The sequence below is a fragment of the Pseudomonas sp. zfem005 genome, assembly GCF_032621735.1.
Taxonomy (GTDB): domain Bacteria; phylum Pseudomonadota; class Gammaproteobacteria; order Pseudomonadales; family Pseudomonadaceae; genus Metapseudomonas; species Metapseudomonas solani.
This window is the reverse complement of the sequence record NZ_JAVYJE010000001.1, coordinates 238,998-254,898: the sequence shown is the minus strand read 5'-3', so window position 1 is coordinate 254,898 and position 15,901 is coordinate 238,998. Positions and strand designations below refer to the sequence as shown.

Annotated in this window: 11 protein-coding genes and 1 pseudogene; 4 read left to right on the top strand and 8 right to left on the bottom strand. The window is 68.0% G+C overall.

All coding sequences use genetic code 11. From position 1 onward, the window contains the following. Positions 1 to 1,221: 1,221 nt before the first annotated feature. Positions 1,222 to 1,761 (top strand): annotated as a pseudogene (locus tag RTW82_RS31585) (methyl-accepting chemotaxis protein); the annotation flags it as partial. 39 nt (positions 1,762 to 1,800) lie between these two features. Here RTW82_RS31585 and RTW82_RS01140 read toward each other — a convergent pair. Next, entirely contained in the window at positions 1,801 to 2,034 is a 234-nt protein-coding gene (locus tag RTW82_RS01140) for a DUF1127 domain-containing protein (protein WP_316924015.1), read from the bottom strand. Positions 2,035 to 2,219: 185 nt separating this feature from the next. Between RTW82_RS01140 and RTW82_RS01135 the strand changes: the two genes are divergently transcribed. Continuing rightward, entirely contained in the window at positions 2,220 to 3,659 is a 1,440-nt protein-coding gene (locus RTW82_RS01135; protein ID WP_316924014.1) for a PLP-dependent aminotransferase family protein, read from the top strand. 74 nt (positions 3,660 to 3,733) lie between these two features. On the opposite strand, the gene RTW82_RS01130 is transcribed toward RTW82_RS01135, so the two are convergent. The 3 genes from RTW82_RS01130 to RTW82_RS01120 all read right to left on the bottom strand — a co-directional run bounded on the left by RTW82_RS01130 (position 3,734) and on the right by RTW82_RS01120 (position 7,865). After that, positions 3,734 to 4,183 (bottom strand): REP-associated tyrosine transposase, encoded by a 450-nt coding sequence (locus tag RTW82_RS01130; protein WP_316924013.1) that lies wholly within the window; start codon positions 4,181 to 4,183, stop codon positions 3,734 to 3,736. A 169-nt stretch (positions 4,184 to 4,352) separates the two neighbouring features. Continuing rightward, a complete protein-coding gene (gene yccS, locus RTW82_RS01125) occupies positions 4,353 to 6,530 on the bottom strand; it encodes a YccS family putative transporter (protein ID WP_043240771.1) in 2,178 nt (725 codons plus the stop codon). Between the two features lie 156 nt (positions 6,531 to 6,686). Next, positions 6,687 to 7,865 carry an NAD(P)/FAD-dependent oxidoreductase gene (locus tag RTW82_RS01120; protein WP_184488450.1) on the bottom strand — a complete coding sequence of 393 codons (1,179 nt, stop codon included), beginning with the start codon at positions 7,863 to 7,865 and terminating at the stop codon, positions 6,687 to 6,689. A gap of 153 nt (positions 7,866 to 8,018) precedes the next feature. Here RTW82_RS01120 and RTW82_RS01115 point away from each other — a divergent pair, with 153 nt between their 5' ends. Further along, the gene (locus tag RTW82_RS01115) at positions 8,019 to 8,753 is read left to right on the top strand and encodes a substrate-binding periplasmic protein (protein ID WP_316924012.1); all 735 of its coding nucleotides are present in this window, start codon (positions 8,019 to 8,021) and stop codon (positions 8,751 to 8,753) included. On the opposite strand, the gene RTW82_RS01110 is transcribed toward RTW82_RS01115, so the two are convergent. From RTW82_RS01110 to mdtD, 3 genes are all read right to left on the bottom strand, one after another. Next, entirely contained in the window at positions 8,750 to 9,988 is a 1,239-nt protein-coding gene (locus RTW82_RS01110; RefSeq protein ID WP_021222593.1) for a diguanylate cyclase, read from the bottom strand. The two genes, RTW82_RS01115 and RTW82_RS01110, sit on opposite strands and share 4 nt — an antisense overlap. A 74-nt stretch (positions 9,989 to 10,062) precedes the next feature. After that, the gene (gene dbpA / locus RTW82_RS01105; RefSeq protein ID WP_021222592.1) at positions 10,063 to 11,442 is read right to left on the bottom strand and encodes an ATP-dependent RNA helicase DbpA; all 1,380 of its coding nucleotides are present in this window, start codon (positions 11,440 to 11,442) and stop codon (positions 10,063 to 10,065) included. An 84-nt stretch (positions 11,443 to 11,526) separates the two neighbouring features. Then, complete coding sequence (gene mdtD, locus RTW82_RS01100; RefSeq protein WP_021222591.1) at positions 11,527 to 12,942, bottom strand: multidrug transporter subunit MdtD; 1,416 nt, start codon at positions 12,940 to 12,942, stop codon at positions 11,527 to 11,529. Positions 12,943 to 13,069: 127 nt separating this feature from the next. Between mdtD and torT the strand changes: the two genes are divergently transcribed. Continuing rightward, a complete protein-coding gene (torT, locus tag RTW82_RS01095; protein ID WP_043240760.1) occupies positions 13,070 to 14,101 on the top strand; it encodes a TMAO reductase system periplasmic protein TorT in 1,032 nt (343 codons plus the stop codon). A 66-nt stretch (positions 14,102 to 14,167) separates the two neighbouring features. On the opposite strand, the gene betA is transcribed toward torT, so the two are convergent. Further along, positions 14,168 to 15,859, bottom strand: a complete 1,692-nt coding sequence (betA, locus tag RTW82_RS01090) for a choline dehydrogenase (protein WP_265170310.1) — start codon at positions 15,857 to 15,859, stop codon at positions 14,168 to 14,170. Positions 15,860 to 15,901 lie beyond the last annotated feature (42 nt).

Below are 15,901 nucleotides of genomic sequence, written 5' to 3'. Positions count from 1 at the left end.
CTGCTCGAGCAGCGCAGCGGCCGCCTGCAGGAAGCCCTGGCCAAGGTCGATGCACAGCTGAAGACGGAGCAGCTCGGCGAGCAGAGCCGCAAGCTGTTCGAGGAAGCCCGTTCGCGCAGCGAGCGCATCAGCTTCCAGGCCCTGGCGCCGCTGGCGCTGCCGGATGCACTGGAGCGTTTCCAGGACGTACTGCAGAGCCTGCAATCCTTGCGTGAGCAGGTGGCCACCGAGACCGGGCTGATCCTCGACCCGGGCATGGACACCTACCTGATGATGGAGCAGCTCACCTACGTGCAGCCGCGCGCCCAGGAGCTGCTCGGCAGTTTCGCCGCCAACGCCCATGGCGCGGTGGTGTCGCAGCACTTCACCCTGCAGAGCCGGGTCGCCGTGCGTGACCTGCGCCGCTCCCTCGATGACACGTCGCGTCAACTGCGCAAGGCCCAGGACGCCATCGCCCAGGCATCCGACGTCAACGCCGCGCTGGATGCCCCGTTCCGCCAGGCCGACCAGGCCATGAACGATTTCCTCGCCCGGGTCGACAAGGGCATGTTCGAGGCCAACCCCTTCACCCTCGGCACCGCCGAGTTCATCCAGCAGGTGGAGCGCCTCGACGGCCAGCTGGTGGCCCTGCAACAGGCGCTGACCGAGCGCTTCCAGGCGCGCCTCGGCGACTTCCGCACCCAGGCGCTGCGCAGCATGGTCCAGGTGATCGGCGGCTTCAGCCTGCTTACCCTGCTGGCCCTGTACATGCTGCTGTGCCTCAATGCGGCCATTCGCCGGGGCACCGCCGCCATCACCGAAGCGGCCGAAGGCCTGCGTGCCGGTGACCTGCGCGTGGCCGCCACCGTGCATGGCAGCGACGACCTGGCGCAGATCGCCGAAGCCCTCAACGCCGCGCTGGCGCAGCTGCGCAGTTCGCTGGAGGGCGTGAACCTCGAGAGCGGCCAACTGGGTGGCACCGTGCAGCAACTCAATGCCCAGGCCCAGGACACCCTTACCTCGGTGGAACAGCAGCAGGGCCAGGTCAGCCAGATCGCCGCCGCCGCGCACCAGTTGGCGGCCACCGCCCAGAGCGTGGCCGAAAGCTGCGAGGGCGCCGCCCAGGATGCCCAGCAGACCCGCGAGATCGCCATGCAGAGCAACCAGCGCAGCGCCCGCACCGGGGCCAGCATGCGTGAGCTGAGCACGCGCCTGGGGGACACCGTCTCCTCGTTGCAGCAACTGCGCGACCAGGCCCAGCAGATCAACCGCGTGGTGGATGTGATCAAGGGCATCGCCGAGCAGACCAACCTGCTGGCGCTCAACGCCGCCATCGAAGCCGCCCGTGCCGGTGAACAGGGCCGTGGTTTTGCCGTGGTCGCCGACGAGGTGCGCAGCCTGTCCCAGCGCACCCAGGACTCGACCAAGGAAATCGGCGACACCGTCGCCAGCCTGCAAGGCGTGGTCGGCCAGGCCGTGGCGCTGATGGAGGCCGCGTTCAAGCAGGCCGAGGGTGATGTGGGCAGTGTGCTGAGCATGGGCGACGACCTCTCCGGCATCGCCGATGCGGTACAGCGGGTCAGTGATCGCCTGGCGCAGATCGCCACCGCCGCCGAAGAACAGGCCGCCACGGCGGACGAGGTCAGCGGCAATATCCAGCAGGTGGACCAGGCTGCCAGCCTGTTGCTGCATGGTGCCCAGTCGGTGCAGGCCGCCGCCGAGCAACTGCATCGCGGCAGCCAGGCGCTGAACCAGAACACCGCGCGCTTCCGCCTGTCCTGATCGCCGGACAACCGGCCGCCTGCGGGCGGCCGGCCTTACTTACAGCTTCCAGAACGGCTTCAGCGCCTCTTCCAGGGCCTGTTCGCGGGTCAGCCCGATATCGCGCAGCGCCTGCTCGTCCAGGTCCAGCAGCGCCTTGCGGGTGTGCAGGCGGCGCCAGAAGCGATGCCAGCGGCCGTCTTCGGCGAAGCTGGCATTGGCGCGGACGCACAGGTGCTCCAGCTCCAGTTCTTTCCCGTGGAGGCTCAGCCGCGTATCGCTCAGGCCGTTCATGTCGTTCTCCTCATGCTGGGGTGCGGGTGAATGGAGAACATGATGAATGGGCGACGAAAAGCATTACAGATTCACGGTGTGGGTATTTTTTTCATACAGATTGCGCGTCTGCGCGTCTGAATCCACAATTTACCCGTCATCTGTACCGGTCTGTGCGCAACCCGCTCTGCGCAAGGGGAACTGTCATGAAGCTCTACACCCAGCTCGCCGAAACCCTCGCCGAGCGTATCGAGCAGGGCTACTACCGCCCGGGCGACCGCCTGCCCTCGGTGCGCGCCCTGAGCCAGGAGCACGGTGTCAGCCTCAGCACCGTGCAGCAGGCCTATCGCCTGCTGGAGGATGGCGGCCTCGCCGTGCCACGGCCGAAGTCCGGCTACTTCGTACCGCCCCGCCGCGAGGCCCCGGCGCTGCCGGCCATGACCCGCGCAGCGCAGCGCCCGGTGGACGTGTCGCAATGGAGCGACGTGCTGGAACTGGTCAAGCGCGGCGCCCGCGACGGCCTGGTGCAACTGGGCCGAGGCATGCCCGATGTCTCCAGCCCCACCTTGCGGCCGCTGATGCGCAGCCTGGCCCAGGTCGCCCGGCGCCCGGACCTGGGTGGCCTCTACTACGACGCCATCCAGGGTTCGCTGCCGTTGCGCGAACAGATTTCGCGGCTGCTGGTGGATGCGGGCTGCCAGATTCCCGCCAGCGACCTGATCATCACCACCGGCTGCCACGAGGCGCTGTCCGCCTCCATCCGCGCCATCTGCCAGCCGGGCGACATAGTCGCGGTGGATTCGCCCAGCTTCCACGGCGCCATGCAGGCGCTGAAAGGCTTCGGCATGAAGGCCCTGGAACTGCCCACCGACCCGATCAACGGCATCAGCCTGGAAGCCCTGGAAATGGCCCTGGAGCAGTGGCCGATCAAGCTCATCCAGCTCACCCCCAACTGCAACAACCCCCTCGGCTACATCATGCCGGAGGCCCGCAAGCGTGCCCTGCTGACCCTGGCCCAGCGCTACGACGTGGCGATCATCGAAGACGACGTCTACGGCGACCTCGCCTACCGCTACCCGCGCCCGCGCACCATCAAGTCCTTCGACGAGGACGGCCGCGTGCTGCTGTGCAGCTCCTTCTCCAAGACCGTGGCGCCGGGCATCCGCATCGGCTGGATCGCCCCCGGCCGCTACTTCGACCGCCTGCTGCACATGAAGTACATCTCCACCGGTGCCACCGCCACCCAGCCGCAGATGGCCCTGGCCGAGTTCCTCGCCAGCGGCGCCTTCGAGCCCCACGTGCGGCGCATGCGCAGCCAGTACCAGCATGGCCGCGACCAGATGATCGACTGGGTGATGAAGTACTTCCCCGACGGCACCCGCGTCAGCCGGCCTCAGGGCGGCTTCATGCTCTGGGTGGAGCTGGACGAGGGCTTCGATACCCTGCGCCTGAACCGCGCCCTGCTCGACAAGGGCGTACAGATCGCCTCCGGCAGCCTGTTCTCCGCCTCCGGCAAGTACCGCAGCTGCCTGCGCATGAACTACTCGCGCAAACCCGACGCCGAGCAGGAAGCCGCTGTGCGCAAGGTGGGCGAGACGGTGAAGGCGTTGATGGCGGAGATGGCCGAGATGCAGGCAGAGGCCTGACTCTATAGCTGCAATGCAGGGGCCATGTAGGGGCGACTTCAGTCGCCCAGCAGCCCATCGGGCTGCCACCGCCTTCAAACCCACACCGCATCCCAATGCGAATACAGGCGAACGTTCCCGACCAACCCGGCTCGCAGCGGGTTGGCCACTATGTAGCGCGCTACCTGCTGCAGATCTTCCTCCTTGCGCAATACCCGGTCATGGAAGCCCCGCTGCCAGATCCTCCGGCCCGTTCCGAGCCGCTCGCCCAACCGCTTCGACGAACGCCCCTTCAGCAACTTGATGACCTGGGAGAGTGATAGGGGGCCTTGCAGGCGGAGCAGCCAGTGCAGGTGGTCGGGCATCAGCACCCAGGGCAATGATTCCAGCAGTCTCTGTTCATGGAGGCGACGCATCTCGCCGATCACCAGGCGTGCACAGACCAGATCGGCGAAGAACGGCTTTCGTCCTTCAGTGGTGGCAGTGATGTGGTAGAGGCGGCCGGGGGCCGAGAAGCGGCCGATACGCAGATTGTCTCGAGACATGTCCCTGTCCTCGTTGATGGGACAGGGGACTGTATCGGTGGTGTCGTAGGGGCTGGGGCGCTTCGTGGGGTGGGAGGGCGCTGTATTTGCTGGGAGATGTGGGACCACTGCGTGGTCCCTGGGCGAATGAATTCGCCCCTACAGGCGTACCGGCCCCGAGCGGATTAGATCACTCCACCTTCTTCCCGCTCGCCAGGTGCGCCGCCAGGGTGCGCAGGGCGCCGAGCTGGCGGCAGATCAGGCCGAGTTCGGTCTGCACCAGGCGGGCGCGTTCGTCCATGTCCTCGGGCAGTTGCTCCAGTTCCTTGGCCAGGGTTTCTTCCGGGTCGCTGTGGATGGTCACCGGCTTGCGCGCGGCGAGGTCGGTGGCGATTTCTTCCAGGGCGGTGGCGATGCGTTCGGCGGCGTCGCCCAGCAGGTTGCCTTCCAGGGCCATGGGCTCGCTGGAACGGTGGGCGCCGAGGGCGGAGAGGTAGCTGAGCAGGGTGTGCGAGAGCACCAGGAAGCGGAAGCCGATGTCCGCTTCCTTACGGAAGTGCCCCGGCTCCATGAGCATGTTGGCCAGGGTCGTGGACAGCGCCGCGTCGGCGTTGTGGGCGTTACGCCGGGCCAGGCGGTAGGCCAGGTCGTCGCGCTTGCCGCCGCTGTACTGCTGCACCAGTTGGCGCAGGTAGCGGGCGTTGCAGGCCAGGGTGTTGGCGACCACACGGTGCAGGCCGCGGCCCTGCCAGTCGGGGAGGATGAAGATCACCGCCAGGGCGGCGATCAGGCTGCCCAGTAGGGTGTCCACCAGGCGCGGCACGAACAGGCCGTAGCTGTCGCCGATCTGGTTGAAGCAGAACAGCACCATCAGGGTGATCGCTGCCGTCGCCAGGGTGTATCGGGTGGCGCGGTTGGCGAAAAAGATCACCCCGGCCACCACGGCGAACAGCGATTGCACCAGGGCGCTGGGGAACAGGTCGAACAGCGCCCAGCCCAGGGCCAGGCCGATGACGGTGCCGATGATCCGCTGCACCAGCTTGCGCCGGGTGGCGCCGAAGTTGGGCTGGCAGACGAATACGGTGGTGAGCAGGATCCAGTAGCCCTGGCTGGGGTGGATCAGGTGCAGCACGCCGTAGCCGGTGGACAGGGCGATGGCCATGCGCAGGGCGTGGCGGAACACCAGGGAGGTGGGGGTGAAGTTCTGTTTGAGGCGCTCCCAGACGTCCTTCAGGCCCTTGGGCGATCGGTCCAGCAGGCTGCTGTCCTGGGCTTCGGCGAGGGCGTCGGGGTTGCTGGCGTCGGTCAGCAGGCGGTCGAGGGTGGAGAGGTTGCCGGCCAGGGCGTTGAGCGAGCGCAACAGGCCGCGCCAGGCCGGGTTGCTCTGGATGCGCAGGTGCTCCAGGGAGCGGTGCAGGTCGTCCAGGGCCTGGGTGCCGTCGTTGTAGTCGAAGGGCTGGCGCATCTGGATGGCCTGGCCCAGGGCCTGGCAGGCACCGCCCTGCTGGCGCAGCAGGCGCTGGCAGCGGAACAGCACGTCGCTGTGGAAGAAGGCCTCGGCCAGCTGGTTGTAGGGATAGTGCGAGGAGCTGGCGCGTTCGTGGATGTCCTGGGCGAGGAAGTACAGCTTCAGGTAGCGGCTCACCTTGGGGCCGGGGCGGCCATTGCCGACCCGGTGCAGGATGATCTCCTTGGCCGCGTTCAGCGCCGCCACCACCTTGCCGTTCTGCTGCGCCAGTTCCAGGCGCTTGGCTTCCACGTCCAGCTCGCGCAGCGGTTCGAAGAGGTTGGCCTTGAGCTTGAGGTAGCGCCCCAGCTCGCGGTATAGCCGGGCCAGGCTCTGCTGCACCGGCTGGTGGGTGAACAGCGCCTGCCAGATCACCGAGAGCAACCCGTACCAGGCCGCGCCGCCCACCAGCAGCGCCGGCTCGCGCCACAGGTCATGGCCGATGCCGTCACGCTGGTCGACGCCGATCATGCTGTAGATCGACAGGATCAGCGTCGCCGAGGCGATGGTGGCGTAGCGCTCGCCCAGGGCGCCGAGCATGGTCAGGCCGAAGGCCGCCAGCGCCAGGGCGGAGACGAACAGCCAGGGGTAGGGGAACAGCAGTTCCACCGAGAAGGAGGCGACGCTGAAGCAGCCCAGGGTCACCAGCAGGGCGTTGAGGCGGCCCTGCCAGCTGTCATCGGTTTCGGCCAGGGCGCTGGCGATGATGCCGAGGAACAGCGGGATCAGCAGGTCCATGCGGTCCTGCTGCCAGCAGAGCGCCATGCTCCCGGTGAGGGCGACGAACACCCGCAGGCTGTAGCTGAACTTGTCCTGGGCCCAGAGGCGGCGCAGGGAATGACGGAGCGAGGTCGATGACATGGCGGCCTTGTGGGCGTGCGTTCCAGGGGCACGGCCCGCGCGGGTGTGCGGGGGCCGATCGGCAAGAGGTTACCGCTTGGATGCCGCCCGGGCGAGGCGGGTTACACCCGCTGGCGGGAATGCGCAGGTGCTGCCGCCCTCAGGCATGCCCCGGGCTCAGACGAACTGCGCGGCGGCGTGCGCCGAGGCCCAGGCCCACTGGAAGTTGAAACCGCCGAGGTGGCCGGTGATGTCCAGCACCTCGCCGATGAAATACAGCCCCGGGGACTTCTGCGATTCCATGGTCTTGGACGACACCTCGTGGGTGCTGACCCCGCCCAGGGTGACCTCGGCGGTGCGGTAGCCCTCGGTGCCCGATGGCGTGAGCTGCCAGTCGGTGAGGGCTTCGGCGATGGCCTGCAGCTCGGCCAGGCTGTACTGCTTCATCGGCCGCGAGGCGAACCAGCGCTCCGCCAGCAGGGTGGCGAACTTGCGGGTGAAGAGTTCGCCCAGCAGGGTCTTCAGCTCGGCATTGGGGCGTTCGCCCTGCTGCTGCACCAGCCAGGCGGGCACGTCGAGATGGGGCAGCAGGTTGATCGAGATCGCCTCGCCGGGGTTCCAGTAGGAGGAGATCTGCAGAATGGCGGGGCCACTGAGGCCGCGGTGGGTGAACAGGATGTTCTCGCGGAAGCTGGCGCCGTTGCAGCTCACCAGGGCGTCCACCGAGGTGCCGGAGAGTTCGGTGCACATCGCCTTGAGCTGGTCGGTGATGGTGAAGGGCACCAGGCCGGCGCGGGTCGGCAGTACCTCGTGGCCGAACTGGCGGGCCACCTGGTAGCCGAAGCCGGTGGCGCCCAGGGTGGGAATCGACAGGCCGCCGGTGGCGATCACCAGGGATTGGCAGCGCACCGGGCCGATGGCGGTCTGCAGCGCGTAGCCGGCCTCGTCGCGGGCGATGGCGCTGACGGCGGTGTCCAGGCGCAGGTCGACGCCGTGCTCGTCGCACTCGGCCAGGAGCATGGCGAGGATGTCGCTGGCCTTGTGGTCGCAGAACAGCTGGCCGAGCTTCTTCTCGTGGTAGGCGACACCGTGCTTGTTCACCAACTCGAGGAAGTCCCACTGGGTGTAGCGGGCCAGGGCCGACTTGCAGAAGTGGGCGTTGGCGGAGAGGAAGTTGGCCGGCTCGGTGTAGAGGTTGGTGAAGTTGCAGCGGCCGCCGCCGGACATGAGGATCTTCTTGCCGGCCTTGTTCGCGTGATCGAGCAGCAGCACCTTGCGACCGCGCGCGGCGGCCTTGGAGGCGCACAACAAACCGGCGGCGCCGGCCCCGATAATCACCACATCAGTCACGAACAAGAAACCACCCTCAGAAGTCGAATCGGCCAAGGCGCGCGCCGGTGGCGAAGTCTACCCTATGGAGGTGCCGCGACCAGCGCTCTCCGCTGGCTGGCAAGGGAAATGCGTGCAGTCCGGTGATTCCGACCGTCCCAGCCCCAGTGGAAGCCATGGATGAAAAAGACCTGCAGTTGTTTGCTGTTGCTCGTTCTGCTTTGCACGGGGGCTGCACGCGCCGAGCACCTGCGGCTGGTGGCCAACACCTGGCCGCCGTTCACCGACGCCAACCTGCCCCAGGGTGGCCTGGCGGTGGACCTGGTGGTGACCGCGCTGCAGCGCGCCGGGCACACCTCCGAGTATGTGGAGGTGCCCTGGGCGCGGGCACTGCGCGGGCTGGAGGTGGGCGACTACGACGTGGTGGTCAACGCCTGGTACGACCAGGCTCGCGCTGTCTACGGCCTGTATTCGAAGCCCTACCTGGTCAACCGCGTGCGCTTCCTCCGTCATCGCGGCGCGAAGGTGAATTTCGAGACCCTGGCCGACCTGCGCCCCTACAGCATCGCCGTGGTGCGGGGCTATGCCTACTCTGCCGAGTTCGACCATGACCCGACCCTGGACCGGGTGCCGGTGATGGGCTTCGAGATGGGCGCGCGCATGCTCGCCGCCGGGCGCGTGCAACTGACCCTGGAGGACGAACTGGTGGCGCGCTATCACCTCAATCGCGAACTCAAGGAGTTGAAGGGGCAACTGGAGTTCCTGCCACGGCCGCTGAGCGAGAACGACCTGGCGATCCTGGTACGCCGCAGCCACCCACGGCACCGCCAACTGGTGGCGGATTTCGACCGGGCGATGCAGGCGATGCGCGACGACGGGACCTACCAGCGCATCTTCGAGCGCCACGGCTTCTAGCGGTTGGCGATGGTCCGCCCGCGGCCTTCGTGCTTGGCCTGGTAGAGGCGCTGGTCGGCTTCGTGGAGCAGGCTTTCCAGGTCTTCCGGCGGCCCCTGGTAGATGCCGGCGCTGAATGACAGCGGCGGTGCATCGGCGGCGTACTTGAGGCGGGCGCAGTTGCGTCGCAGCTGGTCGAGGGTGGCCTTGAGGGTGGTCGCGTCGCTCTTGCTGACCACGGCGAACTCTTCACCGCCGAGGCGGCCCAGCAGGGCGTCGGGCAGGGCGTGGGCCAGCACCCGGGAGAACATCACCAGGGCGGTGTCGCCGCTGGCGTGGCCGAACTTGTCGTTGATCAGCTTGAAGAAGTCGAGGTCGAGCATCGCCACGCTCAGCTCCTGGCCGGCGCGCTGGGCCTGCTGGAACAGCTGCAGGCCCTGTTCGTAGAAGGCGCGGCGGTTGTAGAGGTTGGTCAGCGAGTCGAACAGCGCCGCCTGCTTCAGTGCGCGCATCAGGTCGCGGCGCTCCAGGGTCGACATCACCCGGCAATTGAGCTCCTCGGTGCAGAAGGGCTTGCGCAGGAAGTCGTCGGCGCCGTGCTTGATGAACATGGCGCTGAGCGAGCCTTTCTGGTCTGCCGAGAGGCCGAGGATGATCAGCTCGGTGCGGTGCAGCTTCTGTCGCAGCATCTTCACCAGGTCGAAGCCGCTGATGCCGGGCATACCGTGGTCCACCAGCAGCAGGTCGATGTCCGGCTGCTCCTGAAGAATGTGCAGGGCCTCGTCGCCGTCGCGGGCCTCGATGATCTGGTAGAGGTGCGGGGTCAGCACCCGGCGTACGAAGTTGCGGGTGGCCTCGGAGTCCTCGGCGACGAGGATCTTCACCCCGCAGTTGCGCACCAGGCGGTGCAGCAGGCGGAAGACGTATTCGTAGGAGTGCTGGCTTTCCTTGAGCACGTAGTCGACCACGCCCTTGAGCAGGAGCTCGTCGCGGCGCTGCTCCTTGTAGGAGCCGGAGAGGACGACGCAGGGCAGTTCGTAGCGCAGCACCAGGTCGACGATCTCGCCGTCGGGCGCGTCAGGCAGGTTGAGGTCGACGATGGCGGCGAAGAACAAGGCGGCGGAGGTTTCCAGCAGCACCTCGGCCTCGGCGCAGGAGGCGCAGAACACGGGCTGCAGGTCCGGCTCCTGGCGGAACAGGTGTTCGAGGATCTTCAGGACCAGCGGGCTGTCTTCGACGACCAGAATATTGCGCACGACCTACTCCATTGCTGCGTGGCGGGGGTCTCCCGCCAACGCTGTCATACAGGGCGAACCTTTCCGGGGCGTTACTAGAGGGCGCGCACCTTGAACGAGCGGCCCTTGATCTTGCCGTCACTCAGGCGTTTCAAGGCCTGTTTGACGATGTTCCTGTCCACGGCCACGAAAGCCTGGAAATCGAAGATGGCTATCTTGCCAACCTGTGCACCCGGAATGCCAGCTTCACCTGTCAGCGCGCCGAGGATGTCGCCAGGGCGCACCTTCTCTTTGCGTCCACCGTTGATACACAGCGTAGCCATTGGCGGCAGCAGCGGGTCACGGTTCTTCAATACCAGTTCGTCCAGGCGCTGCCAGTTCAGCGGGGCCTTCTGCAGGTCCTCGATGGCCTGGGCGCGGCTGGCCTCGGCGGGCGCCACCAGGCTCAGGGCCAGGCCCTTCTCGCCGGCCCGGCCACTGCGGCCGACGCGGTGCACGTGGATTTCCGGGTCGCGGGACAGCTCGACGTTGATCACCGCTTCCAGGCCGGCGATGTCCAGGCCGCGTGCGGCGACGTCGGTGGCCACCAGCACGCTGCAGCTGCGGTTGGCGAACATGGTCAGCACCTGGTCGCGGTCGCGCTGTTCGAGCTCGCCGTGCAGGGTCTGTGCCGAGATGCGGTTGGCCTGCAGGTGTTCCACCAGTTCCTGGCACTGCTGGCGGGTGTGGCAGAAGGCGACGCTGGACTGCGGGCGATGGTGCAGCAGCAGGTGGACCACGGCGTCCATGCGCTGGTTGGGGTCGATCTCGTAGAAGCGCTGCTCGATCTGGCTGTCGTCGTGCAGGGCCTCGACCTTCACCTGCTGCGGGTTGCGCAGGAAGCGCCCGGCCAGTTCGGCGATGCCCTTGGGGTAGGTGGCGGAGAACAGCAGGGTCTGCCGCTTGGCCGGGGTCTGCTCGATGATGTCGGCGATGCTGTCGTAGAAGCCCATGTCGAGCATGCGGTCGGCTTCGTCCAGCACCAGGGTGTTGAGGCCGTCGAGTTTCAGGGTGCCCTTGCGCAGGTGTTCCTGGATGCGCCCCGGGGTGCCGACGATGATGTGCGCGCCGTGCTCCAGGGAGCCGATCTGCGGGCCGAAGGGCACGCCGCCGCAGAGGGTCAGCACCTTGATGTTGTCGGCAGCACGGGCCAGGCGGCGGATTTCCTTGGCCACCTGGTCGGCCAGCTCGCGGGTCGGGCACAGCACCAGGGCCTGGCAGCCGAAGAAGCGCGGGTTGAGCGGGTCGAGCAGGCCGATGCCGAAGGCGGCGGTCTTGCCGCTGCCGGTCTTGGCCTGGGCGATCAGGTCCTGGCCCTTGAGGATCACCGGCAGGCCCAGGGCCTGGATGGGCGTCATCTCGTGGTAGCCGAGGGCGTCGAGGTTGGCCAGCATGGCGGCGGACAGGGGCAGGGCGGAAAAGGCGTTGGTGGTCACGGGCGGGGCCTGGCAATCGGATAGGCGCGCAGTTTAGCAGGATGGCGCCGGGCCACCTTGCCGTCCCGGTGTCGCAGTGCCGTATCAGTGGTCGATATCGCCGGGTACCCGACGCACGGCGCGACCGCTGTCCGGCGGCAGCTGGAAGAAGATCGCCGCCGCCAGCAGGGTGAGGGTGCCGACGCACAGGTAGGTGGCCTGGAAGGCCGCCAGCACCGAGGGCGCATCGGGCTTGCCGAAGCCGCCCAGCAGCGCCGCAGCCACCGCCACGCCGAGGCTCATGGACAGCTGCATGACCACCGAGAGCAGGCTGTTGCCGCTGCTGGCCTGGTGGTCGTCGAGGTCGAGCAGGGTGACGGTGTTCATGGCGGTGAACTGCATGGAGTTCACCGCGCCCAGGGCGGCCAGGTGCAGGAGCAGCAGCGGGTAGGGCGTGTCGGCGTCGATCAGCGCCAGGCTGGCGATCATGCCGCCGAGCAGCAGGGTGTTGCCCAGCAACAGGCGGCGGTAGCCGAGGCGGTCGAGCAGTGGCTTGGCCAGGGGCTTGGCGATCATCGCCGAGAGCGCCAGAGGGATCATGGTCATCCCCGCCTGGGCCGGCGGAAAGCCCAGCGCCACCTGCAGCAACAGGGGCGTGAGGAAGGGCAGGGCGCCGCTGCCCAGGCGCGAGAAGAGGTTGCCGAGGATGCCGGCGGCGAAGGTGCGGGTGCGGAACAGCGAGGGGGCGAACAGCGGCTGTTCCACCTGCACCGCGTGCAGCCAATAGGCGGCCAGGCAGGCGAGGCCGCCGAGCAGCAGGAGCATCACCCGCACATGGGGCAGGTGCAGTTCGCCCAGGCCCTCCAGGGCGATGGTGATCAGCACCATGGCGGTGCCGAACAGCAGGAAACCGTAGACGTCCAGGCGCACCGGGCCGCTGGAGCGCAGGTCGGGCATGAAGCGCCAGGCGGCCCAGCCGCCGATCAGGCCGACGGGCAGGTTGATGAGGAAGATCCAGTGCCAGGTGGCGTATTCCACCAGCCAGCCGCCGAGGGTGGGGCCGATCAGCGGGCCGAACAGGCCGGGCAGGGTGATGAAGCTCATGATCCGCACCAGCTCGGTACGTGGGTAGGCGCGCAGCACCACCAGGCGCCCCACCGGCATCATCAGCGCACCGCCCAGGCCTTGCACCACGCGGGCGGCGACCAGCTGCGGCAAGGTGGCGGAGAGGGCGCAGAACAACGAGCCCAGGCTGAACAGGACGATGGCGCCGAAGAATATCCGGCGGGTGCCGAAGCGGTCGGCGATCCAGCCCGAAGCGGGAATCAACAGGGCCACCGTGAGCATGTAGGCGATGATCACCGACTGCATGCGCAGCGGGTCTTCGGCCAGGTCGCGGGCCATGGCCGGCAGGGCGGTGTTGAGGATGGTGCCGTCCAGGGCCTGCATGAAGAAGGCGACGGCCACCAGCCAGGGCAGCAGGCGGGCGGTGCGGGCGTCGAGGCTGGGCAGATCGGCCATGGGATTCCTTGGGCGTGTGACCTTGCGGACTTTAGGCGCCGCCGGCCGGGCTGTCATCCCGCCGCGAGCGGCGACGGCTGCTAGGCTTGGTTCACTCCCCCCTCGCGTTTGCTGCGGAATGGCCCCTATGCGGATCTGCTGTGCGCTGCTGCTTTCCCTGTTGGTCCTGGCGCCCTGCCATGGGGCGCAGTGGTTCCCGGTACCGGTGATCGCCGACGGGCAGGCCCGCGACTACGTGCCCCTCGACCATGCCAGCCGGCCCTGGCGCATCTGCACCCTGCTGCCCCATGGCATCGACCGCTATTGGTGGGGCGTCGCCTGGGGGCTGGACGAGGAAGCCCGGCGCCAGGGCGTGCAGCTGGGCATCTACGAAGCGGGCGGCTACCAGTTCCCGGCGATGCAGCGCGCCCAGCTGGCCCGCTGCATCCAGCTCGGTGCCGACGCCTTCGTCATCGGCGCCATCGAGGCCCGTGGCCTGTGCCACGAGATCGAGCAGTTGAAAAGAAACGGCACGCCGGTGATCGACCTGGTGAACGGCATCGACTGCGATGGCGTGACCGCGCACGCGCGGGTGGATTTCGCCGATATGGCGCGGGAGGCCCTGGGCTACATCGGTGAGAGGGCGGGGGGCGGGCCGATCAACCTCGGCTGGCTGCCGGGCCCCAGGGACGCGGGCTGGGTGCTGGACGCCGAGCGCGGCTTGCGCACGGCCATGGACGGCACGTCGGTGCGCCTGGCCGATGGCGGCTACGGGCCGGTGGACCGCTCGACCCAGGCGGCGCTGGTGCGCGGGCTGCTGGGGCGTGAGTCACGCCTGGACTACCTGCTGGCCAATGCCGAAGCGGCCGCCTTCGCCGCGCAACTGGTCAAGGGGTCGCCGTCGCGCTTCCAGACCCAGGTGGTCTCGCTGTATGCCACCGAGCGGGTGGTGGAGGACATTCGCCAGGGGCTGGTGCTGGCGGCACCGACGGATTCGCCGGTGATCCAGGCGCGCATCGCCATCGACCTGGCGGTGCGGGCGCTGGAGGGCAAGGGTGAGGCGCGCTGGGTCAGCCCGCGCATCCAGATGCTGGACCGGCAAAGCCTGGAGCATTTCGATATCAGCCGGCTGATGCCGCCGGGTGGGCACTGGATGATCCGTCAGGAGCTGCCGGAGTAGGGCGGGGCTCCCGGGCCGGAGCCCGGTCTGTGGGAATGAAGGGGCGGTACTGGCCGCCCCTGGGGTTCAGCCGGCCTTGCGCTGCGGCTGGGTGCGTACCGGGGCGTCGCCGGCGACGTAGTAGCTGGCGGTGCTGCGGGGCAGCGGCTGGCGGCCACGGATCCGGTCGGCGATCTTCTCGGCGATCATGATGGTGGTGGCGTTGAGGTTGCCGGTGATGATCTCCGGCATGATCGACGCATCCACCACGCGCAGCCCTTGCATGCCGTGCACGCGGCCCTGGCCGTCGACCACCGCCATCTCGTCGCTGCCCATCTTGCAGGAGCAGGAAGGGTGGAACGCGGTTTCGGCGTGGTTGCGGATGAAGTCGTCCAACTCGGCGTCGGTCTGCACCTGGGCACCGGGGCTCAGTTCGCGGCCGCGGTACTTGTCCAGGGCCGGCTGCGCCATGATCTCGCGGGTGATGCGGATGCCGTCGCGGAACTCCTGCCAGTCCTGCTCGGACGCCATGTAGTTGAACAGGATGCTCGGGTGCTCGCGCGGGTCGCGGGACTTGAGGCGGATGCGGCCGCGGCTGGGCGAGCGCATGGAGCCCATGTGCGCCTGGAAGCCGTGCTCCTGCACGCCCTTGCTGCCGTTGTAGTTAATCGCCACCGGCAGGAAGTGGTACTGGATGTTGGGCCAGGCGAATTCGGGGCGGGTGCGGATGAAGCCGCCGGCCTCGAACTGGTTGCTGGCGCCCAGGCCCTTGCCGCGGAACAGCCAGTTGGCGCCGATGGCGGGCTGGTTCCACCACTTGGTGGCCGGGTAGATGGAGACCGGCTCCTTGCAGGCGTACTGCAGGTAAAGCTCGAGGTGGTCCTGCAGGTTCTCGCCGACGCCGGGCAGGTCGTGTACCAGGGGGATGTCGAACTCGCGCAGCAGGGCGCTCGGGCCGACGCCGGAGCGCTGGAGGATCTGCGGCGAGGCGATGGCGCCGGCGCACAGCAGTACTTCGCGGCGGGCGTTGATGGTGATTGGCTCGTTGCCGTCGCCGTGCAGGTAGGCGACGCCACTGGCGCGCTTGCCGGTGAAGAGGATGCGGTCAGTGGTGGCGTGGGTGACGATGGTCAGGTTGGGCCGGCCACGGGCCTGGTCCAGGTAACCGCGACCGGTGGCGGCGCGGCGGCCTTCCGGGGTCACGGTGCGGTCCATCGGGCCGAAGCCTTCCTGCTGGTAGCCGTTGAGGTCGTCGGTGGCCGGGTAGCCGGCCTGCACGCCGGCCTCGACCATGGCGTGGAACAGCGGGTTGTTGCCGGCCTTGGGCGTGGTGACGCTCACCGGGCCGTCGCCGCCGTGATAGTCGTTGGGGCCGATGTCGCGGGTCTCGGCCTTGCGGAAGTAGGGCAGGCAGTCGAGGTAGGTCCAGTCTTCCAGGCCGGGCGCCTTGGCCCAGTTGTCGAAGTCCAGGGCGTTGCCGCGGATGTAGCACATGCCGTTGATCAGCGAGGAGCCGCCCAGGCCCTTGCCGCGCCCGCATTCCATGCGGCGGTTGTTCATGTGCGGCTCGGGGTCGGTCTCGTAGGCCCAGTTGTAGCGGCGGCCCTGCAGCGGATAGGCGAGGGCGGCGGGCATCTGGGTGCGGAAGTCCAGGCGGTAGTCGGGGCCGCCTGCTTCCAGCAGCAGGACGCTGGTGTTGGCGTCCTCGGTGAGGCGGGTGGCCAGTACGTTACCGGCGGAGCCGGCACCGATGATGATGTAGTCGAATTCTTGAGACATGAGGCTCTCTCTTTAAATGGCTGGGGGGCTGGAAGCCAGGGC